The following is a 20,111-nucleotide window of genomic DNA, read 5'->3' as shown; positions in this document are numbered from 1 at the left end:
TTGGCGCCAACCCGTTTACGCCGCATTAACCAATTCCGGTGAAATTGGCATTGTCTTCTCTTGGAGACACCCACCATCACCCAACGCCTCGGCGGGAGCTTTCAGCTTCCGCCATTTTTTTGTCTGGTGCCAAGAACTTTTTGGACGGGAGCAGCATGTTGGGGCTTGAACCGGCCTGATGGTCTGCTATTCACCCGCTCTCGGCTGATCCGCGATAGCTCAGTTGGTAGAGCAGGCGACTGTTAATCGCCCGGTCGTAGGTTCGAGTCCTACTCGCGGAGCCACTTGCCCCCTGTCCGACCCGGACACATAGGTAACAGTATGTACCGGAGAGATGGGTTACACGTTTGCTCCGAACGGGTTGTCGATTGCCCGTAGGGTTCTCTGCTCGAGGTCAACGTATCCGAAATCATAGTGCATGAAGGAGACGAGCCATATGCCGTCGTCGACTTGCTTTACGCCGACACGCTGACCGGCGAGCACGGTGGAGATGTTGATTTTTTTCCGGCGCATGCAGATCCGGCCGCAGGCGGTTATCAGGACCTCGCGATCATGGAAGGGATAATCGATATCTGGCAGGCCGTCATAGATGCGCGATAACGGCGTGTAGATCTCTGCAGGGGTCGCCATGGCGAGGCCTTCATGCGGACGTTCTGTGTTGTATTCCCTGACGAAGTCATCGAAGCGGACCTGCTGCTGGAGGGGATTGGCTGACGCCGGCCGGGTGGTCTCCTGCTTCAGGGTCAGGTGCATGCGCTCATGCCGGCCGTTCTGCTGCGGATGGCCTGGCTTGATGCGTTCGATGGCAATGCCGAGTCTGAGCCACCAGACCGAGAGTTTCGAGAGATTGTAAAGACCGTTGGGACTGGCAAAGGGCACACCATTGTCTGAGCGTATGGCCTCCGGCAGTCCGCGCGCCCGGAACAGGGTATGGAAGGCTTCGATGACGGGGGCCTCCTTTGTGCCCTCAAGGGCCTCGCAGGCCAGGATGAAGCGCGAAGCATGGTCGGTCACGGTCAACGGGTAACAGTAGGCCTGATTGCCGAGACGGAACTCTCCCTTGAAGTCGACACACCAGAGGGCATTGGGAACCGATCCGGATGAGAGGGAGGTTCCCAATGCCCTCTGGCGCCTCTTGCCTGCCCGCTTCACAAGGCCGTAGCGGTCAAGGACAGCATGGATGGTCGAGCGGGCGGGAATGCGCACGTCACCTGCCAGGCGCCGCACCAGGAGCTCCCTGATCTTGCGGGCACCCCAGTGGGGCTTGTCCTTTTTGGCATCGATGATCGCCCGCTCGATGGGCACCGGCAGCTGGTTGGCATACCGCACCGGCCCGTCTGTCTCAGGCCCGCTTAATCTGACACTCACTCGAAAAAGAATGCACCGGACAGACTGTATCTAAAGCCTAGTCTGCGCGACGCTTCATCGCTTCAGCAATCTCAGGGCGCGCTTCTGCGTTACTCACGTACTGTGGATCAACACGCTTCTTTGACTGCTGCTCATAAGCATACCCCATCGCCAGTACATTTGCGTCCTGGTCTTTGCCCGCCATCAAGGACAGTCCCACAGGCAGGCCTTTGACCTCGCCCATTGGCACTGTGAGATTTGGATAACCTGACACAGCGGCGAGATAACCTGCGCCTGCCCAGTCCGGCCAGACGTCCCCATTGATCGCATCGACGCGTGGCGCCAGCGGTCCGGAAGGTGACACCAGTATGTCGACGCTGTTATCCGCCATCATCTTGTCGATACCATTGACGCCAGTAGCGGCCTGCACGTCCGCCTTTGCCGCCAGATAGGCTGGCGTGGATAGATCACCCAGCATCTCGGACGCCTCAAGGATCCCCTGGTCAAACAGAGCAAGCTCCACGTCCGCATGGGCAGCATTGAACGCGATCAACTCCTTCAATGAGCGGACTGTCACGGCTGGGGCAGCTTCGGCAAGATACGCGTTCAGAGTCGCCTTAAATTCATATTTCAACAGGTCATATGATTTCGACTGATAGTCATTGGTCGACGGAACAAAGCCGTCAATCTCCACAAGTTCTGCACCCGCATCTTGAAGATCTGTCAGCGCTCTTTCGAAAAGCGCCTTGACGTTAGTATTGGAGCCCTGTGCAAACCGCATCACGCCAATCCGCTTTCCGCTGAGCGCGCCCACATCGAGACCCGCTACATAGTCAGTCTTGGCATCTCCCGTCGACATTGCGTTCAGCATCAGGGCAGCGCCAGTCACCGTTTTCGTCATAGGCCCAGCCGTATCCTGGCTTGAGGAAATCGGCACGATGTATTGCTGCGACACGAGACCCACGGTTGGCTTGAACCCGACGATTCCGTTAACTGTTGAAGGACAAATGATCGAGCCGTTGGTCTCGGTGCCAACACTCGCCGCAGCGAGTGATGCAGCAGTCGCCGCGGCCGATCCGGAACTCGATCCACACGGGTTGCGGTCCAGCATGTGCGGATTGCGTACCTGACCGCCCAGCGCTGACCATCCGCTCATGGAGTTTTCGGAGCGGAAATTTGCCCACTGGCTGAGATTGGTCTTGCCCAAAATAATGGCGCCAGATCCGCGCAGACCCGCGACCAGAGGCGAATCACGTCCCGTCACATTACCCTTCAGCGCCAGGGCGCCAGCCGTAGTGGCGATCTGATCTTTCGATTCGATGTTGTCTTTCAGCAAGACAGGCACACCGGCCAGCGGTCCCATCGGCTGGCCGGCCTTGCGCGCCGCATCACTCGCTCGGGCTTCCTCCAAAGCGTTCGGATTCAGCGCGAGCACGGCTTGCAAGGTCGGTCCCGCCTGATCAATCATCGCTATGCGGCCGAGATAACCATGCACGAGCGCTTCGGATGTTACTTCTTCCGCCTCAAGCGCGGTAAGTATCTCGGGCAAGGTCTTCGCCATCCAACCAGTCGCTGAATAATCGACGACCGCATTCAGCGCGCCGTCTGTCGGCGCATCCGATGAATTTACCGCCTTTGGCGAACAAGCAGCCATGGAAATAGTAAAAACAACGGCGAGCACGACGTGCTTCATTATCAACTTCCCAAACCTAGTCTGTTCCCACTCTATCGCGGTAACGCACTTTGCATAGACCTCATACGAGAACTGCAAAGCGACCCTCATCGAACGCAACCAGCCGAACATATTTGTAAGCTTGGCCAGCTGCCAGAAGCTTTTTGCGGGCCTATTTGTAATTTCAGGATAGCCGCCATCGCTGAATAGCAAATGCGCAGGCCTGAAGATTGATGCGTGATGAGATCCCTTAGTGTAACCGCACGGAGTGGCAGTCTTAACCGACAGCCTGTTTTCACTCCTGGACCTTCGCAATTGTACTGCAGTGCCAGGAATTAGCTTAGAAACCCGAAGGATGGAAAACAGCGAAACTTTCATCGCCCGTATCTCTTCATGCCACCAGAATGCGATTGTCAAACAAGTGGGTTAACTGGAAATCCAGGTGATGCGTGTTCGACCCGGACAGATAGGTAACAGTATGTACCGGAGAGATGGGTTACACGTTAGCTCCGACCGAAGAGGCCAGTCGGCGGCATTCCTGCGCAAATCTTGCCATATCTTCACTTGCCTCCGTCACCGGGCACAAATAGCAGCGATGGCTCCACCGCCCGGTTTCAGCGCCGCGCACAGGCGCCTATACCTTGCCGGAATCAGCCCGCGCCTCCCTCCGCCAGTCAATCGCAAAGACCGAGACCTGTTCCCATGAACGCGCCTTTTGATCTTGTCGAAGTCGAACCCGGCCGGCACCTCCACGTGCTGGTCGAGGGGCCGGAGGACGCGCCCTGGGTCGTGTTCGATCACGGCGCATTCGGCACCTATGCCGATGGCTGGTGGATCAAGGAGGCGCTCAAGACCGATCACCGTGTGGTCCTGTACGGCCGCGCCGGCTTGGGCTGGAGCGATCCGGCGCCGGAAGGCACGCTGCCGACGCCGGATTTCCATATTGCCGACCTGCAGCGGCTTCTGGCCCGGCTCGGCGCGCGCCCGCCTTATGTACTGGTTGGCCATTCCATGGCGGGTCTTCGCCTGCACGCCTTTGCGAACCTGCATCCGGATGAACTGGCAGGGCGCGTTTTCATTGACGCGCTGAACCCCAAATTCCTGCGCCAGAAGGGCGGCATGCGCGCGCTCAAGTCCCTGGCTGTCCTGCTGCGGCTTGGACGGCTCGCCTCAAAGGCCGGTATGTTGCGCGGCGTTGCCCCGTTCATGGGTGACGATATCGACCTGCCCCGCGCGCAGCGGACGGAAAAGCGGTTCCGGTTTCGCCAGGCCCAGCACTGGGCCGCCGCACTGGCGGAGGTGACCGCGATCGATCCAATGGCCGACTATTTTGACCCGGCCGTCACGGTCAACTCGCCCGTTTCAGTCTTCTCACGCACGGCCGATGGCGGCGAGAATGCCAATATTGTGAAATCCGTTTCGAACCAGGGCGGCTATGGCCGCCTTTTCGGCCTCGAAGGCGAAACGCACACGTCCCTGCTCAACCCGGCTCTTGCCGCACGCATCGCGAGGGAAGTACGCTACATGACGCGCACCATGATACCTCATCGCCCCTCGCCTCTGCCTGGCACAAGCATGCGGGACCAGACCGAAATCGGCGCTTAGCAGCGACAAGTTCAGCTTCAGCATTCAATGACATTTACAGCCAGCCCGCCCTGGCTGGTCTCTTTATATTTTGACGACATGTCGAGGCCGGTCTGGCGCATCGTCTCGATGACCTGATCCAGTGAAACCTTGGTCTGTTCCACCGAATGAAGCGCCAGCCGCGCGGCATTGACCGCTTTGACCGCGCCTATCGCGTTGCGTTCAATGCACGGTATCTGGACCAGCCCGCCCACCGGGTCGCAGGTCAGGCCAAGATTGTGCTCCATCCCGATCTCTGCCGCATTGGCACATTGCTGCGCCGTGCCGCCCCAAACCGCCGCGAGGCCCGCAGCCGCCATCGAGCAGGCGACGCCCACTTCCCCCTGACAGCCCATTTCGGCGCCGGAGATCGACGCGCGCTGCTTGTACAAAAGGCCCACTCCCCCTGCAGCCAAGAGGAACTTGCGCAGCCGTTCCGTGCTGTCTTCTGCGTCAGCACAGTAATGCTTGATGACGGATGGAATGATGCCCGCCGCGCCATTCGTCGGCGCCGTCACCACCTGTCCGCCGCTGGCATTCTCTTCGTTCACGGCCATGGCATAGACGTTCAACCAGTCGAACAATTGCTCGCGCTCGTTTGATTGCGGCGATGCCTGCAGCTTCTGCCAGAGGCCCGGCGCCCGGCGGCGCACTTTCAACCCGCCTGGCAATACCCCTTCCCGCGCCAGGCCGCGCTGGATACAGCCCAGCATGATGTCAACGATCCGGTCGAGCGCGGCCTCGGTCTCCGCGCGCGGTCGTACGGCATCCTCATTGGCCAGGATCACCTCGTGAATCGCTATGCCCTTGTCGGCGCAGATCGACAGCAGTTCTGCGGCCGAAGCAAAGGGATAGGGCACGGTCCGGCCAGCCTGGACGATGTCGTCAGCAGGCGGCGTCCGCAATTGTTTCGCTGTGGCAATGAAACCGCCACCGGTTGAATAATAGGTTTCTTCACGCAGCAGGTCTCCCTTCGCGTCGAAGGCGCTCAGCTTCATGCCGTTCGGGTGCAAATCCGGCAACACATGATAAGCAAACACGATGTCCGTCTCCGGATCAAAATCGATAGCCCGTCCACCAGCCAATGGCAGGCGCTTGCCCACATACACATCCGCGACCTGCGAATCCGCCGTGTCGGGGTCCAGCGTTTCCGGCTCAAGCCCCAGCAGGCCCAGTACGACCGCCTTGGGCGTTGCGTGGCCGACACCTGTCAGCGCCAGCGAGCCTTGCAGCTCAACTTCGATGCGCGCCAGTTTTTCCAGCATATCCCCATCTCCCAGCATGGAGATGAACCGGTTTGCAATCCGTATCGGGCCCACAGTGTGCGAGCTCGACGGCCCGATACCGACGCGGAAAAGATCAAGGACAGAAAGCATGAATGTGCCTGTATTCGGCTGGACGGGAGGACAATGCCTGCCCTTTGCGTCGCATTAAGGCAAGGGCTTGCCACTTTGCGTGGCAGTCACGTCATGCCCATAGATCCAGTCATTGCGCGAATGCACGAAGCCCGGCGCGGCCCGCCCGGCCAGCCACATCGGGCCATATGTTGCCAGCTGCGTGACGCGATTGTGCCGGTGAAACAGTTTTGCATTGGCGCGCGCCCCCGCCTGCACGGCGCTTGTCCGGTCGCGCCTGTCCGCCTCGTAGGCCGCGAGACTTGCCTGCACGCTCTGGCTTTCCGACAGGCGCGCCGCCAGCACCCAGGCATCTTCCACCGCCATCACGGCGCCTTGCGCCAGAAAGGGCAGCATCGGATGGCAGGCATCCCCCAGAAGGGCGACCCGGTCGTCGGTCCAGCGCGTCAACGGCGCGCGGTCAAACAAGGCCCAGCGGTTGAGCGTGCCCGCATTGCGGATCAGGTTCACGATCACCGGGTGCCAGCCCGAAAAGTCAGCGAGCGCGTCCGCACGCTCCCCCTCGCCTGACCAGGACTCCACCTGCCAGCCGTCATGTTCGACCACGCCCACAAAGTTTGCCAGCAGGCCATGGCGCAGACGATAGGTCACGGCGTGACGCCCCTTGCCGACCCACGCGCAGGCGGTCGGCGGTGGAAGGTGTTTGCCCAAAAGGTCAATCGGCACGACGGCGCGCCACGCGACATTGCCCGTGAATCGCGGGCTGTCCGGCCCCATCATCTGCGCCCGCACGACCGAATGGATCCCGTCAGCGCCCACCAGAACGTCGCCTGGCACACGGATTCCGTCCTCAAGTACGGCGGTTACCCCTGTCTCGTCCTGTTCGTATCGCGCCAGTTTCGCACCCAGCCGGACCGCGTCCGGCGCGCGCTCGGCGAGTTCCGCACTCAGGGCGGCGACAAGGTCTGCCCGGTGGACATGCAGGTAAGGGGCGCCCCAGCGGTCGGCTGCGGCGAGGCCCAATGGAATGTCGAAAACGATCCGGCCGCTGCGCCCGAGGCGCATCTCGATGCCTTCAGGCTGGAAAGCGGTGGCGGCTATACGGTCGGCCATGCCCAGCGCTTCGAACACTTTCATGCCATTAGGACTGATCTGCAGGCCGGCGCCGACTTCGCCCAGCGCCTCGGCCTGCTCCAGGATCGTAACGTCATGACCGAACTGCGTGAGCGCCAGCGCTGCTGTCAGCCCGCCTATACCGCCCCCTGCAATCAGGATTTTCATGGTTCAGGTGCGCCTAACGCTTTTGCGAACGATCTTCCTTGCCGCCGATCAGGACGAATCGCCGATCGCAATATTTGCACTCGACAAAGTCCTCGTCGCCCATTTCATACCAGACTTTCGGGTGGCCCAGGGCCCCGCCGCCGCCATTGCAGGAAACCTTGTGGCTGTTGGCCAATACGATTTCCGGCGGACTGAAGACATCACGGGATTTGTTCATCGCTCGCGGCTTTCCATGGAGTTTACGGCGCTAGTCCTTGTTAGCGTCGCTTCAGGGTCCTAACTAGTCCGCAGGGCCGCCCCGCGCAAGACAGGCCTGCAAGTGCAATGAGGCCTGTATGACCAATGCGACGACTGCTCCTGAATTCGCCATCGAAGTCGAGCACCTCGAGAAAATCTACCACGCTTCCGGCAAGATGCCTGAAAAGCATGCCCTGAAAGATATCAGCCTGCGCATTCCGCGCGGCTCGGTCTTCGGCCTGCTCGGCCCAAATGGTGCGGGAAAATCCACATTCATCAACATTCTCGCCGGTCTCGTGAACAAGACCTCCGGCACCGCCCGTATCTGGGGCCTCGACATCGACCAGCACCCGCGCCAGAGCCGCGCTGCCATTGGCGTTGTGAACCAGGAAATCGTCGCCGATCCCTTCTTCACGCCGATGGAAATGCTGGAACTCATGGCGGGCTTCTATGGCGTCCCGAAATCGGAACGGCGCAGCCTCGAAATCCTCACGGCGCTGGGCCTTGATGACAAGAAGGACGCCTATGTGCGCCAGCTATCAGGGGGCATGAAGCGGCGTCTGATGGTGGCCAAGGCGCTCGTGCACAATCCGCCCGTGCTGATTCTCGACGAGCCGACGGCTGGCGTTGACGTGGAATTGCGCCGGTCGCTCTGGACCTATGTGCGCGAACTGCATGACCGCGGCACCACGATCATCCTGACAACACACTATCTCGAAGAGGCCGAAGAACTCTGTGATTCCATCGCCATCGTGAACCATGGCGAAATCGTCGCCAGCGAGCCGACGCCGAAACTGCTTGCGCGCCTCGACTACAAGACGCTGGTCATCACGCCGAGGGAGCCGCTAAGCGCGGTGCCGGACAGTCTTGCTGGCCTCGACGCCCGGATCCGCGACACCGGCGCACTCGCCATCACATTCCGCACGAGCGAGACGGGCATCGGCCGGATTTTGGAACAGGTGCGCAATGCGGGCGTCAGCATCGGCGACCTTGTCACCGAGGCGCCGGACCTTGAAGATGTCTTCCTCTCGCTAACCAGCGAGCCCGAAGCCGCCTAGGCATCCCTCACGGAACACCCTCCGTCCCTTGCCGTTGGTTCACAAGCAACCAAGGAGAATAGGATGGAGGACCACACCTCACACTACCGGAAGTTCGCGGCGATGATCGCGACTTCCACGATCGTGATGTTCGGACTGATGTACCTGAACGCCTATGCGCCGGACCATGTCTGGTTCAGCGAAACACGCCTCTACATGGCGTTCGTCATGGGCGCATCAATGGCCGTGGTCATGCTCGGCTTCATGCTGAACATGTATCGCAATACAAAGGTCAATATCGCGATTTTTGCGGGCAGTCTCGCGGTCTTCGCCGCATCGCTATGGCTGGTTCGCAGTCAGGCAACCGTGGATGACACGGCGTGGATGAAGGCGATGATTCCGCACCATTCGATCGCCATCCTGACCAGCGAACGCGCGCATATCCGTGACCCGCGTGTCCGTGATCTGGCGGATCGCATCATCGAGGCCCAGCGGGCGGAAATTTCCGAAATGGAAGCCCTGATCGCCGACATCAGGGCTGACGGCATCCAGGACGAGCGCAACCCGGACTAGGTGATCCGGGCGCGCCTGCGCCGCCTAGATACTCTGCTTGATCCAGTCGGTGATGGCCTGCTTGCTCATCGCGCCGAGATGCGTGGCGGCAACCTTGCCATCCTTGAACACCATCAGGGTCGGCATGCCGCGAACGCCATACTTGGAAGCGACCATCGGGTTCTCGTCGACATTGATCTTGGCGACCTTGACCTTGCCGGCCATGTCTTCCGAAACGGCTTCAAGATGAGGCGACATCTGCTTGCACGGACCGCACCATTCGGCCCAGAAATCCACGACCACGGGCACGTCAGAGGTGGTGATCACATTGTCGAATTCATCGTCGGTTACGTTCACTGCAGCCATGACAGGCTCCTCTATATTGCTTTGCTGGATGATACATAGGTGTTCATACGCGAAGTCAAACCTCACTCTGCGCACGCTTTAGAGAGGCTAACAGGTTCGCTTCTGGCAGGACCATGAGTTTCGGCCCGTCCGTCCAGCAGAGCGCTGCCACCACGTCCCGCCCCCGATAGGCCTGCCGAAGCACGGCCCAATAGGCCGCCATCTGCGCCATATAGGTGTCTGCAACCCCTGAAACCGTGCCCGGCGCGGGCTGATCCGTCTTGAAGTCGATCACGAGCACCCGCTCAGGCGTCACCACCAGCCGGTCAACACGGCCATTGATCACCACGCCCTCGGGCAGCTCCTCTGCTGTGCCGATGACGGCCGCTTCCGCCCGCCCACCCGGGGCGAACACATCCGCCATGGCGGGGTCTGCAAGGACACCCATGGCCGCCGCCAGCATCTCGGCCCGCCGGGCATCATCCAGTTCGACGTCGCGCTCAAGGAATGTCCGGCCCGCCTCCTCCCGCATCGCCTCTGGCAATTCCGGCAGGTATTGCAGCAGCGAGTGGATCAGCCGCCCGCGCTTCATCTGTGCCTCGCGATGCACACCAAACGGCGCCAGCACCGGCGTCTGACGCGACAACAGGCTGGTCGGCGCGCTCAGGCGGCGGGCTTGTATATCGACCGGCGGCGGGCGCAGCGCCCAATCCGGCACCTTGCCCTCCGGCCCGCTTCCGGCCCCCCTGCCCGCCATCACAGGCCCCGGCGCCCCATGCCGCCGCACCTCGTCCGCCCCGCCCCCGCCGGGCACGAACGTGTCCATCGCGTCCGCGCACAGCGCGTACCAGGATTTCTTGTTGAAGCCTTCCTTGCCGCCGCCATGCCAGTGACCCGCAATGATCAGCCGGTCCTGCGCCCGCGTCAGCGCCACATAGAGCAGCCGCCGATGCTCCTCTTCCGCCTTGGCGTCCGCAATCGCACGCTGCGCAGCCAGTTCGGGCGTATCGGCATCCTTGCGCGGCGACCAGACGGGCATTCCGGCCAGATCAAACATGCGGGCAGACCCGCCCCGCGGCCCCGCCGTCGTATCCGGCAGGACCACGACCGGCGCCTGCAGCCCCTTGGCCCCATGCACCGTCATTACCCGCACCTCGCGTTCCGGCGCGGCAAGATCCCGCTTGATCTCTGTATCGTGCGCTTCCATCGCCGCGAGGAAGCCCTGCAGCGACGCAGGCTCGGCCGCGTCATGCTGCAAGGCGCGTGACATCAGCGCCTCGACGGGGTCGCGGGCGGGCGTACCGAGCCGCGCATTGATCTTCTCCCACCCGGTCTGGCCGTCCTGCCCGGCCTGATCCAGCACCGAGGAGAGAAACTCATATGGCGCCAGATCCGTCCGCTCGAGCAGGCTGCGCAGGAAACCTGCCGCCGCCTGCACATCCGGGTCCGTGCTCTCCTGCACACGGGTCCAGAGCGAGACTCCCTTTTCGCGCTCACCGGCCAGCGGGAAGAGATACCGGTCATCATCCACCAGTCCCAGGAACGGCCCACGCAGGATTTCCGCCAGCGTCAGGTCCGCTTCGGGCAGGACGACGAACCGCAAGAGGTTCAGGCAGTCCTGCACGCCAATATGATCGAGCAGTTTCAACCGGTCCGCGCCCGCAACCGGCAAGCCGGCTGATTTCAACGCCCCGATCATCGCATCGAACAGGCCGCCCGTCCGGCCGCGCACGAGCACAAGCACATCCTGTGGCTCCATCGGCCTGCGCACCCATGACCGGTCCGGCTGTTCGGCCCAGATCGTTTCGCCGCTGTCGATCATCTCCCTGATCCGGGCCGCAAGGCGCTTGGCCAGCTTCGCTTTGGGCGAGGAGGACCGCATCGCATTGACCGGCCGGTCCCAGGCATCGGCCGGTTCGTCTTCAGCCAAAGGTTCGATCGGCCACAATTCAACACAGCCCGGCTGGCTGGCCCGCCGCGCCGTGTGGTTCACCACATCAGCGGCCAGCGGCGCCGTCGGCGCATGCGGCACATCAATCGGCGGCGCGCCATTCCAGACCCGATCGACGAACTCGAGCACCTGCGGCGCTGAACGGAAGGACATGTCCATGGACCCGTGGACCATGTCAGCCGCGCGCTGGCCGAACTCGGCCTGTTTGTCGCGGAATTTTGACGGGTCGGCGCCCTGGAAGGAATAGATTGACTGCTTCTCGTCTCCCACCACGAACAGGGTTCGTGGGTCCTGCTGGCGTTCGGCGCCCAGCCCGGAAAAGAATTCGTCCGTGAGGGCCGTGATCAGCTCCCATTGCGGCGGACTTGTATCCTGCGCCTCGTCGAGCAGCACGTGGCTGAGGCCACCATCCAGCTTGAACAGCACCCAGTCCGACATGCCATCCTGCGTCAGCAGGATCCGCGTCTTGTGGATCAGGTCGTCAAAGTCCAGCGCCGCGCGCGCCGCCTTCTCCCGCTGGTAGTCCTGCAAGGCCGGCACGCCCACCCGCAACAGCGCCGACGTCCGCTCGAACGCGCGCGCACGGGCCAGGTTTTCCGCCAACTGGCGCACCCGCGCCACTTCCCGGCCTTCTCCATCCTTCATCTGGAACAGGTCAGGAATCAGGGATGACTGCTTGACGCTGGCTGCCGTGTACGGATTGGATTTGCGATAGTCGCCGCTGCCCGTCGTGAAGACGCCCCGATAAATGTCCCACCGATCTTCGGGCTTCTGCGCTTCCAGAACAGAGATCAGCGCCTCGGCTGTCTTCTGGTCCGTCACCGCCCCGCCCTGCAGAACCGCGACCGCTGCCTTCAGGTCCGCCACCGGCAGCCCCTCACCCATCGCCAGATCAAGCAGCTCTTGCGCGCTGGCTTCCGGCGCATTCAGGACGTCGCGCAGGGCAAGATCCATTGCATCGAAATCAAACGCATGAACTTCGGCAAAATCCAGCACCGCATTCGCAGACCAGCGCAGCATGTCCAATCCGGCCATTGCCCCGTCATGGCCGCCTTCCAGCGCCAGCAGGTCCAGCAGGTCCGGTGTTGCTTCCTGCGCGCGCAGCACAGCGCTTGCCCGCGCCGCCTGCCACAGGCCCGACGCCTCATCCTCCTCAATCTCGCTGAAGCCCGGCAGCACACCAGCCTCTTGCGGGAACCGTCTCAGGATGCGCGAACAGAAGGCGTGGATCGTTTCGATTCGCAAGCCGCCGGGCGATTCCAGCGCGCGGGCAAACAGGGCACGCGCAGCTTTCAGGTCGTCCGGCGTATAGGCTGCCTCATCGCGGCCTTCCAGCCTGGCAAGCTCGGAGCGGAGCTTCGGGTCTTCCATCACAGACCAGCGGCCCAGTGTCTTGAACAGGCGCGTCAGCATCTCGCTGGCGGCAGCTTTCGTATAGGTGATGCACAGGATGGAGTCAGGCTCGGCTCCCTTGCGGCCATCATCCCGGCGCAGCAACAGGCGCGCCACGCGATCGATCAGGACCTTTGTCTTGCCGCTGCCCGCATTGGCGGACACGAAGGCCGGCACGGCCGGATTGGCCACCGCCGCCTGCACACCAATAGCCGCGAGAAAGGCCTCGGCCTCATTGCTTTCAAAGACGGGGGCGTTCGGATCAGCCATTGTCGCCGTCTCCGTCCTCAGTATCGCCCGCCCATTCAGCCCGCCGCGCCAGGCGATTGAAGCCATTGTCATATTTCACGAACTTCACACGCGGCGCCGACAGGAAGCGGGTATCCGGCTGGCGGTAATTCGCGATCAGGCGCTTGAGTCCCTCTTCCGCCTTGTCTGCGAGTTCGTCCGGCGTCGCCGTCAGCGCGTTCGACATTCCCACAAGCCGCGCATCCGGCTTTGCCTTGAACGCCACATATTCCAGCGCCGCAACCCTGGCCGCCGGGATGCCATCATAAGCGCCCGAACGCGCGATCAGCGCCTGCAGTGGCATTTGCTGGCTCAGTTCGGTCGCAATCTCCTTGTCCGAGGGCGGACTACCCGTCTTGAAGTCGATGATCACCAGGTCGCCATTGGCTGTGCGCTCAATCCTGTCGGCATTGGCCGAAAGCGTGAAGGGATAACCTGCAATGTCGAATGCCAGGCGGCCATTCACTTCCAGCTTCGGACGGCTTCCATCCGTGTCGCGTCCGGCGCGCCATGCCAGGTACCAGTCGACCGTGCGCTGCCACACAGCCCGCCGCGCCGCCCAGTCTTCTTCCGGTTCGCCCACCCGCAAGAGTTCGTCCGCCAGCAATGCCATCAGGTGCTCTGCCGTCTTTGGCGCACCATCTTCCTCCAGCAATTCCAGCGCGTGGTGAATGGCCGTGCCGCGCGGCGCGGGCCCGAGAGGCGCATTCATCGGATCCAGCGGCGACAGGCCCAGCACGTTCTCTGCCCACATGGCGTAGGGGTCCCGCTGCAGCAGGTCGATCCGCGTGACCGACAGTTTCTTCGGCCAGCCCTCCGGGTGCCGGGTCGGCCGGGGTTCTGCGGAATAATCTCCAGGCAGCGTGTTCGTGCCGCGTGCCTGCATCGCCGCCACCCAATCCAGCGGATGGCCATTGTCAGGCGCCAGCGCACCGGCTGCCTTCTCGTCGAGCGCACCCTCCGCCAGCGTCTTCAGGCGCCATACCCAACGCGACGCCACAGCAGGCGCATCATCGCGCCGTGCCGCATGCAGCATCACCACGCGGGACGCGCAGGCGAGCTGCGCAAAATCATGCGCCGACAGACCGAGCCGGTCTTCCGGGTCGTTCAGGCCGAGCTCAGCCCGGAACCGGCGCGGCAGGAACGCATCAGGCGACGGGCAGTGCGGCCAGACATCCTCGTTCAGTCCGGCAAGGATCACTCGGTCGGCCGATTGCAGGCGCGCCTCCAGCGGCCCCCAGATGGCAAGGCGCGGATGCTCCACCAGTCCGGCGCTCACCGTCATCTGCGCGCTTTGCGCATGGATCAGGTCGACCAGCGCATGCGGCGGCATCGGGCCAATCTGATCGGAGATTTCACGGATACTGACGAACAGTTCAGCAGCCTTGCGGCCATCCTCACCTGCCCAGGGCAGCGGCGCTTCGCCGATCCGTCCGGCCAGTGCCGCAATCTGCTCAGCCGCTATCGCCCCGTCCACATCTGCGTGGCCCGACAGGTCGGCATCGGTCTCGTCAAACACGGCGATCAGCCTGTCGACCAACGCGATGGCCTCGTCCTGGTCTGTCCGCCTGAAGCGCGCATAGGGCTCGATCAGGTGGCGCGTATCGATACTGTCCCGCAGCCCGGCAAGATCGCGCCACCGCCGGGGCCCTCGCAGGAAATGCGTCTCCAGCGTCGCCAGTCCCTCGCGGTCAGTCACGAAACCATGCTTCATTGCCGCCGTCAGCGCGACAGGTTCGGACGGGTCCAGCGCCCATGTGGCGCACAGGCCAATCAGGCTGCCGGCCGGTGTTCGCCCCAATGGAACGCCCGCCGAGGGCGGCACCTCCACGCCCCAGCGCTTCAGCAAAGCCGACACGCGCCGCGCCAGCCCGGCGTCCGGCGTCACAAGTGCGGCCGTCTCTTTAGGTGTTTCCAGTGTTTCGCGCATCAGCAGCGCCGCTGCTTCCGCCTCCGCCGCCTCGTCTGGCGCCTCGATCACGACCAGCCCGTCCAGCGCGTCCAGCGCAAACCCTTCCACCGTTGACCCGACAGCCCGGGCGAGCGTCTTCAGCGTGGCGCGCCAGTCCGCTGTCGCATCTGCCGGGGCAAGCGCCTCATGGATCATTCGGCGCCGGGCGGCATCGGATGCGCGCTGGGGAATGCCCGGCCAGAGGCCGACATCGCCGGGCAGGACACGCAAATGGTCCAGCGCATCAATCAGCGCGTTCTGCGGATGGCTGACAGACAGCCGGATGGCATCCCACGCCTCGCCACCGGCGTCAGTATCAAGGCCAGGCAGCACGATCAGGCCGTTCGGCAAGTCCAGCGCCGCTTTCATCAGCACACGGCCCGCAGGCGTCGCCCCCGTCGACCCGGCAATCACGACTGGCGCGGCCGGTGGCCTCGACGCCCAGTCGGCGGCGAGGGCCTTGGCCGCAGCCAGCCGCCGGGCAAACGGATCCATCGCATTGTTCACCGCCAGCCATTCCGGCCAGGCCTCGGTGATGATTTCCAGGAACTTGACCGAGCCGTGCCAGTGCGCCGCCAGGTCAGCCTGTTTGACCAGCCCATCCAGCTTCGACCAGTCGACCGCCTCGCTCAGCGCAGCCTGATCCAGCAGGCGCGCCAGTTCGCGCGCCGCTGCGATTGCCGAGGCGGGCGGCAGGTCTATCTCGTATTGCGCCGCATAGTATCCCCGCACAAGGCTCGCCAGTGCGCCCAGACGCCGCGCAGCCGACATGGCAGGCGGCAGGCCAGCCAGCGCCGTTTCGGCATTTGGCGGTGCCTCCTCGCTTTCAAGATCGCCAAGCGTGCGTATGTCCGGCGGCAGGATCGTCTGGCCGCCTGCCGCGTCGTACAGGGCCAGCGTCAGCGCCCGCGCCGACCGGCTGTTCGGCACATAGATGATCGCTTCGCTCAACGCGTCGGGCTGGTCACTGAGGCCCGTCTCGAGCGCCAGCGTGTTGGCCAGCATTCGCAGGAAATCCGCTCCCGGAGGGATTGACCAGACTTTCGGACGCCCGGCGCCGAAGACCTGTGCCTCATGCGCCATGGCAGCGCAGCCACATTTCAGCATCCTTGAGTGCGCCCGGATCTCCCACATGCAGCCAGAACCGCTCCAGTGGCCACCCCATCAGCCGCCTCTCGGCAATCAGCCGGTCCCACACGCGCAGCGCTGAGAAACGCTCCACCGGCTCGGCATCATACAATTGCGGCCGGATGATCCGCGCGCCCGCATAGGCCCATGGTGCAGACGTCGCGTCGCCGCGGCGGACCATGCGATGGTCATCGCCCAGGAAGAAATCCCCCGAACCGTCAAAACCGAGGCAGCGACCCGTATCGGCCACCATCAGCAGCGCGTCGGTGTGAACTGGATCAAACGCCTCGGCCAGCGCCACCAGCGGCTCACCGGATTCTGGCGCCCAGAACGCATCGGTGTTTAGCACGAAGATCGGATCGTCACCCAGCAGCGGCCGCGCCTTGGCGAGCGCGCCGCCCGTCTCCAGCACTTCGCCGCGCTCGTCCGATATCACGATCTCGAGATCGTTCCGATGCGCCAGGTGGGCTTCCACCTGCTCTGCCAGGTAGTGCACATTGACGACAACCCGCTTCACGCCCGCCGCCGCCAGCGGGTCCAGCATGCGGTCCATCAGGCGCTTTCCCGCCACCTCGATCAGCGGCTTTGGCGTGCCATCGGTCAATGGCCGCATGCGCGTACCAAGACCGGCCGCCAGCACCATCGCTGTGTGGGGAACAGGAACGCTCATGGCTTTGCCTCAAATACGAACGGCGTGGTGTCGCGCACGAACCCCGCCATGCCTTCCAGCGCAGGATGCGAGAGGTTGCGCGCAAGAATTGAGAGCTGGCGCGGCTGGAACTCGCCATAACGCGGTTTGCCATCACGGATCATCAGGCGCGCGAACACGCCTGCAATACGCAGCGCATTCAGCGCGCCGATCACAGCCAGTCGCTCGTCGAACGCCGCGCGCGACTTGCCGGTCCGGTCAAGGTAATGCCGGATTGCCGCTTCTGCTGCTTCAGGCGACACCGCCCGGCGCGCATCCTGTGTCAGCATCGCCATGTCCCACGCGTCCCAGCCCTTCACCGCATCCTGAAAATCGAGCAGGCCGATACGCCCCCCCTCGAGCCAGAGCAGGTTTTCGGCATGGAAGTCGCGCAGCGTGAAGGTGCGCGGAAAGCCCATGGCCTGTTCGATCAGCGCGTCACGTTCGCGCTCCCAGCGCGCACGGGCCTGACCCGCCAGCGCGCCGCCACCCGCCTGCTGCGGCAGCCAGTCGGCATAGAGGTCGGCATTTGTCGCCAGAGCCAGCCGGTCGAATTCGAGGATCGGCCAGACCTCGCCATGCGCTTCCAGCCGTTCCGGCACCGGCAAGGCGTGCAGCTTGGTCAGGACATCCGCCGCCGCGACATAGGCCTCGGTTTCATCGACGAGCCCGCGTTCGATCTGCCGGGCGAGTTCCCTGTTGTCCCCAAAGTCCTCGATCAGGGCCAGCCCAGCCTCTGTATCGTGCGCCATCACACGTGGCGGGTGAAAGCCCTGCGATGCCAGATGCCCGGCCAACAGCACAAAGGCGTCCACACGCGAAGCCGCCAGGCGCGTCTGCGCATTCCAGCCCATCGCATTGCGAACCGAGTCATCGGCGTCCGGTGGGCAGGGATCAGCCTCGATCCGGGGTGCATCCATCAACAGGGCCCGCGCGGCATCTGGCCGCACCAGCCGGACATACCGGCGCGTCGAGGCATCCTGCCCGAGCGGAATACGGGTCGCCTCGCCCCACCCGGCGCCTGCCAGGAAGTCGTCGATCAGCGTGTTACGGTGATGAGAATCGAAATCCATCCAGCCGCTTCTGCCAGTCTTCGCCGACCGGTTCCAGCCTCGCGCGACGCTGCTCCCCAAGCATTTCGAGTGTCAGGTCCAGCCGGGTGGCTGGCAGGTAGCGCCCCGCACGCGCAGGCCACTCGATCACCGCGACCCCATCCTGCGTATCATCCCAGCCCAGCTCGTTGACGTCTTCGGGCCTGTCGAGACGGTACAAATCGAAGTGCCAGAGGGGAAAATCAGGCGCGTCATAGGCCTGCACGAGCGTATAGGTCGGGCTCGGCACGTCTTCACGTGCCCCGCACAGGGCCTGCACCAGCCCCCGCGTCAGCGTGGTTTTGCCGGCGCCGAGGTCACCATGCAGCGCAATCACGTCGCCGGTCCTCAGCAAGCCGGACAGGGCAGCGCCCAGCGCACGGGTCGCTGCATCATCTTCAAGGTCGAAAAGGATTTCCATTGGGGCAATATAAGGGTTCGGGATGGCACCGCCATCGCCGATTCACCCGGACGCCCTTGCGCGCTTCTTGACACACGTGCTCGCGGCTGGAACTCCAGTGCGAGAAACCATTGCAAAAATGACGCTAGCGTCATAATTTGCAGGAATTGATTAGGGAGCGGGACTTTTGGACCTGACGGGAGCATCACGGATTGTGGTCATCGGCGGCGGTCAGGCCGGCGCGCAGGTACTGCAGTCGCTGCGCCAGGGCGGATACACGGGCGCGCTGACCCTGATCGGCGACGAACCGGCCCTGCCCTACCAGCGCCCCCCCCTGTCCAAGGCCTACATGAAAGGTGAAATGACCGAGGAGCGGCTCTATTTCCGCCCCGCGCCCTGGTATCAGGACCAGAATATCGAGGTCATCCTGTCAACGCGCGCCACCGGTATCGACCGGACCAACCGCAAGGTCGAACTCGCGCATGGTGGACACCTTGACTATGACGCCCTGATCATCGCCACCGGATCGCGTCCCCGGCCTCTGCCGGTGAAGGGCGCAACCCTGCAGGGCGTGCATGACCTGCGTGACCTGTCGGATGTCGAGCGTATCCGCCCCAACATGATTGGCGGCCGCAAGATGGTGATAATCGGCGCAGGCTATATCGGCCTTGAGGCGGCTGCCGTTGCCCGCCAGATGGATATGGACGTCACCGTGCTGGAAATGGCACCCCGTGTCCTCGCCCGCGTGACCAGCCCCGTGATGAGCGCTTTCTTTGAAACCGAACACCGCGCGCAGGGCGTCACCATCCTGACAGATGCCCGTCTGGACCATCTCGACGGAACCGACGGCAAGGTCAGCGCCGCCATTCTGGCTGACGGCACCCGGCTCGACGCCGATATCGTGCTGGTCGGCATCGGCATCCTTCCGAACGAGGAACTCGCAAGGGAGGCCGGCATCGCCTGCAATAACGGCATCCAGGTCGACCGCGATGCCCGCACGTCGGACCCTCGCGTCTTCGCGGCAGGTGACTGCGCAAGCCGCCCGCTCGTCCATTATGGCCGCTCAGGCCGCCTCGAAAGCGTTCACAACGCCATTGAACAGGGCAAGCTCGCGGCGGCCGCCATTCTCGGCAAGCCTCGCCCGGCTGAAGACTGCCCCTGGTTCTGGTCCGATCAATACGACCTGAAGCTGCAGATTGCCGGTCTCAGCCAGGATTATGATGAAATCGTCGTGCGCGGTGACCCGAAGGAGCGCAAGTTTGCGGCCTTCTACCTGCGCAACGGCACCCTGATTGCGGTGGATGCTGTCAACAGCGCACCGGAATTCCTCGCCTCGAAAAAGCTGATCATGTCGGGGGCAAAAATCGCGCCTGCCATGCTCGGCGATACATCAATATCGATGAAAGACATTGCCGCAGCAACCACTGCCGCCTGAAGGAGACAATACAGCCCATGGCAAAGATCACTTACATAGACAATGACGGAACGGAACGCGTTGTCGAGGCCACCAACGGCGAATCCGTGATGGAAGCCGCCGTCAAGAATTCCATTCCCGGTATCGATGCCGATTGCGGCGGCGCCTGCGCCTGCGCCACCTGCCATGTCTATGTGGACGCTGCCTTCATGGACAAGGTTGGCGAGCAGCAGGAAATGGAAAAGTCGATGCTCGACTTTGCTGAAAATGTTCAGGAAAATTCCCGCCTGTCCTGCCAGATCACGGTCTCTGATGCGCTTGACGGCCTGCGTGTGACCACGCCGGAAAGCCAGCACTAG

15 protein-coding genes, 1 tRNA gene and 1 pseudogene are annotated in these 20,111 nt (G+C 63.0%); 6 read left to right on the top strand and 11 right to left on the bottom strand.

Annotation, left to right across the window (positions count from 1 at the left end; translation table 11 throughout):
* Positions 1–208: 208 nt before the first annotated feature.
* Positions 209–284 (top strand) — tRNA-Asn (locus tag ACQ66M_RS14670).
* A 55-nt stretch (positions 285–339) separates the two neighbouring features.
* On the opposite strand, the pseudogene ACQ66M_RS14665 reads toward ACQ66M_RS14670, so the two are convergent.
* Both ACQ66M_RS14665 and ACQ66M_RS14660 read right to left on the bottom strand, forming a co-directional pair.
* A pseudogene (locus tag ACQ66M_RS14665) lies at positions 340–1,332 on the bottom strand (integrase core domain-containing protein); the annotation flags it as partial.
* 73 nt (positions 1,333–1,405) lie between these two features.
* The gene (locus tag ACQ66M_RS14660; protein ID WP_430404761.1) at positions 1,406–3,232 is read right to left on the bottom strand and encodes an amidase; all 1,827 of its coding nucleotides are present in this window, start codon (positions 3,230–3,232) and stop codon (positions 1,406–1,408) included.
* A gap of 489 nt (positions 3,233–3,721) precedes the next feature.
* Between ACQ66M_RS14660 and ACQ66M_RS14655 the strand changes: the two genes are divergently transcribed.
* Positions 3,722–4,624, top strand: a complete 903-nt coding sequence (locus tag ACQ66M_RS14655) for an alpha/beta fold hydrolase (protein WP_430404759.1) — start codon at positions 3,722–3,724, stop codon at positions 4,622–4,624.
* Positions 4,625–4,641: 17 nt separating this feature from the next.
* On the opposite strand, the gene ACQ66M_RS14650 is transcribed toward ACQ66M_RS14655, so the two are convergent.
* From ACQ66M_RS14650 to ACQ66M_RS14640, 3 genes are read right to left on the bottom strand one after another with little or no spacing between them, the layout of a single operon-like run.
* Positions 4,642–6,018, bottom strand: coding sequence for an L-serine ammonia-lyase (locus ACQ66M_RS14650; protein WP_430404757.1), 1,377 nt, complete (start codon positions 6,016–6,018; stop codon positions 4,642–4,644).
* Between the two features lie 54 nt (positions 6,019–6,072).
* The gene (locus ACQ66M_RS14645; RefSeq protein WP_430404755.1) at positions 6,073–7,278 is read right to left on the bottom strand and encodes an FAD-dependent monooxygenase; all 1,206 of its coding nucleotides are present in this window, start codon (positions 7,276–7,278) and stop codon (positions 6,073–6,075) included.
* A gap of 13 nt (positions 7,279–7,291) precedes the next feature.
* Positions 7,292–7,495, bottom strand: a complete 204-nt coding sequence (locus tag ACQ66M_RS14640) for a zinc-finger domain-containing protein (protein ID WP_350171598.1) — start codon at positions 7,493–7,495, stop codon at positions 7,292–7,294.
* 118 nt (positions 7,496–7,613) lie between these two features.
* On the opposite strand from ACQ66M_RS14640, the gene ACQ66M_RS14635 reads away from it, so the two are divergent.
* Both ACQ66M_RS14635 and ACQ66M_RS14630 read left to right on the top strand, forming a co-directional pair.
* Entirely contained in the window at positions 7,614–8,573 is a 960-nt protein-coding gene (locus ACQ66M_RS14635; RefSeq protein WP_430404753.1) for an ABC transporter ATP-binding protein, read from the top strand.
* A gap of 63 nt (positions 8,574–8,636) precedes the next feature.
* On the top strand, positions 8,637–9,125 hold the full coding sequence (locus ACQ66M_RS14630) for a DUF305 domain-containing protein (protein WP_430404751.1): 489 nt from the start codon (positions 8,637–8,639) through the stop codon (positions 9,123–9,125).
* Between the two features lie 24 nt (positions 9,126–9,149).
* On the opposite strand, the gene trxA is transcribed toward ACQ66M_RS14630, so the two are convergent.
* The 6 genes from trxA to tsaE are packed head-to-tail and all read right to left on the bottom strand — an operon-like array spanning position 9,150 to position 18,359.
* Positions 9,150–9,470, bottom strand: coding sequence for a thioredoxin (gene trxA / locus ACQ66M_RS14625; protein WP_350171595.1), 321 nt, complete (start codon positions 9,468–9,470; stop codon positions 9,150–9,152).
* A 55-nt stretch (positions 9,471–9,525) separates the two neighbouring features.
* On the bottom strand, positions 9,526–13,062 hold the full coding sequence (gene addA, locus ACQ66M_RS14620) for a double-strand break repair helicase AddA (RefSeq protein ID WP_430404749.1): 3,537 nt from the start codon (positions 13,060–13,062) through the stop codon (positions 9,526–9,528).
* Entirely contained in the window at positions 13,055–16,138 is a 3,084-nt protein-coding gene (addB, locus tag ACQ66M_RS14615) for a double-strand break repair protein AddB (protein WP_430404747.1), read from the bottom strand. Before addB ends, addA begins: the two co-directional genes overlap by 8 nt.
* Positions 16,104–16,829: a nucleotidyltransferase family protein gene (locus ACQ66M_RS14610; RefSeq protein ID WP_430404745.1), complete on the bottom strand. Its 726-nt coding sequence runs from the start codon at positions 16,827–16,829 to the stop codon at positions 16,104–16,106. Before ACQ66M_RS14610 ends, addB begins: the two co-directional genes overlap by 35 nt.
* Positions 16,826–17,920: an aminoglycoside phosphotransferase family protein gene (locus ACQ66M_RS14605; RefSeq protein WP_350171591.1), complete on the bottom strand. Its 1,095-nt coding sequence runs from the start codon at positions 17,918–17,920 to the stop codon at positions 16,826–16,828. The genes ACQ66M_RS14610 and ACQ66M_RS14605 overlap by 4 nt, the downstream gene beginning before the upstream one ends.
* Positions 17,895–18,359 carry a tRNA (adenosine(37)-N6)-threonylcarbamoyltransferase complex ATPase subunit type 1 TsaE gene (tsaE, locus tag ACQ66M_RS14600; protein WP_350171590.1) on the bottom strand — a complete coding sequence of 155 codons (465 nt, stop codon included), beginning with the start codon at positions 18,357–18,359 and terminating at the stop codon, positions 17,895–17,897. Before tsaE ends, ACQ66M_RS14605 begins: the two co-directional genes overlap by 26 nt.
* A gap of 166 nt (positions 18,360–18,525) precedes the next feature.
* Between tsaE and ACQ66M_RS14595 the strand changes: the two genes are divergently transcribed.
* Positions 18,526–19,773: an NAD(P)/FAD-dependent oxidoreductase gene (locus ACQ66M_RS14595; RefSeq protein WP_430404743.1), complete on the top strand. Its 1,248-nt coding sequence runs from the start codon at positions 18,526–18,528 to the stop codon at positions 19,771–19,773.
* A 17-nt stretch (positions 19,774–19,790) separates the two neighbouring features.
* Complete coding sequence (locus ACQ66M_RS14590; protein WP_430404741.1) at positions 19,791–20,111, top strand: 2Fe-2S iron-sulfur cluster-binding protein; 321 nt, start codon at positions 19,791–19,793, stop codon at positions 20,109–20,111.

The organism is Hyphomonas sp. (assembly GCF_965284475.1).
GTDB lineage: Bacteria > Pseudomonadota > Alphaproteobacteria > Caulobacterales > Hyphomonadaceae > Hyphomonas.
Note: the sequence above shows the minus strand (reverse complement) of the source record. Positions and strands in the feature narration are given on the sequence as shown.

What these genes read in the sequence shown, in the direction of transcription:
- ACQ66M_RS14610 (WP_430404745.1), bottom strand. Translation starts at nt 16,829, where the DNA reads ATGAGCGTTCCTGTTCCCCACACAGCGATGGTGCTGGCGGCCGGTCTT.
- ACQ66M_RS14655 (WP_430404759.1), top strand. Translation starts at nt 3,722, where the DNA reads ATGAACGCGCCTTTTGATCTTGTCGAAGTCGAACCCGGCCGGCACCTC.
- ACQ66M_RS14645 (WP_430404755.1), bottom strand. Translation starts at nt 7,278, where the DNA reads ATGAAAATCCTGATTGCAGGGGGCGGTATAGGCGGGCTGACAGCAGCG.
- addA (WP_430404749.1), bottom strand. Translation starts at nt 13,062, where the DNA reads ATGGCTGATCCGAACGCCCCCGTCTTTGAAAGCAATGAGGCCGAGGCC.
- ACQ66M_RS14635 (WP_430404753.1), top strand. Translation starts at nt 7,614, where the DNA reads ATGACCAATGCGACGACTGCTCCTGAATTCGCCATCGAAGTCGAGCAC.
- ACQ66M_RS14650 (WP_430404757.1), bottom strand. Translation starts at nt 6,018, where the DNA reads ATGCTTTCTGTCCTTGATCTTTTCCGCGTCGGTATCGGGCCGTCGAGC.
- ACQ66M_RS14605 (WP_350171591.1), bottom strand. Translation starts at nt 17,920, where the DNA reads ATGGATTTCGATTCTCATCACCGTAACACGCTGATCGACGACTTCCTG.
- tsaE (WP_350171590.1), bottom strand. Translation starts at nt 18,359, where the DNA reads ATGGAAATCCTTTTCGACCTTGAAGATGATGCAGCGACCCGTGCGCTG.
- ACQ66M_RS14590 (WP_430404741.1), top strand. Translation starts at nt 19,791, where the DNA reads ATGGCAAAGATCACTTACATAGACAATGACGGAACGGAACGCGTTGTC.
- trxA (WP_350171595.1), bottom strand. Translation starts at nt 9,470, where the DNA reads ATGGCTGCAGTGAACGTAACCGACGATGAATTCGACAATGTGATCACC.
- ACQ66M_RS14630 (WP_430404751.1), top strand. Translation starts at nt 8,637, where the DNA reads ATGGAGGACCACACCTCACACTACCGGAAGTTCGCGGCGATGATCGCG.
- addB (WP_430404747.1), bottom strand. Translation starts at nt 16,138, where the DNA reads ATGCTGAAATGTGGCTGCGCTGCCATGGCGCATGAGGCACAGGTCTTC.
- ACQ66M_RS14640 (WP_350171598.1), bottom strand. Translation starts at nt 7,495, where the DNA reads ATGAACAAATCCCGTGATGTCTTCAGTCCGCCGGAAATCGTATTGGCC.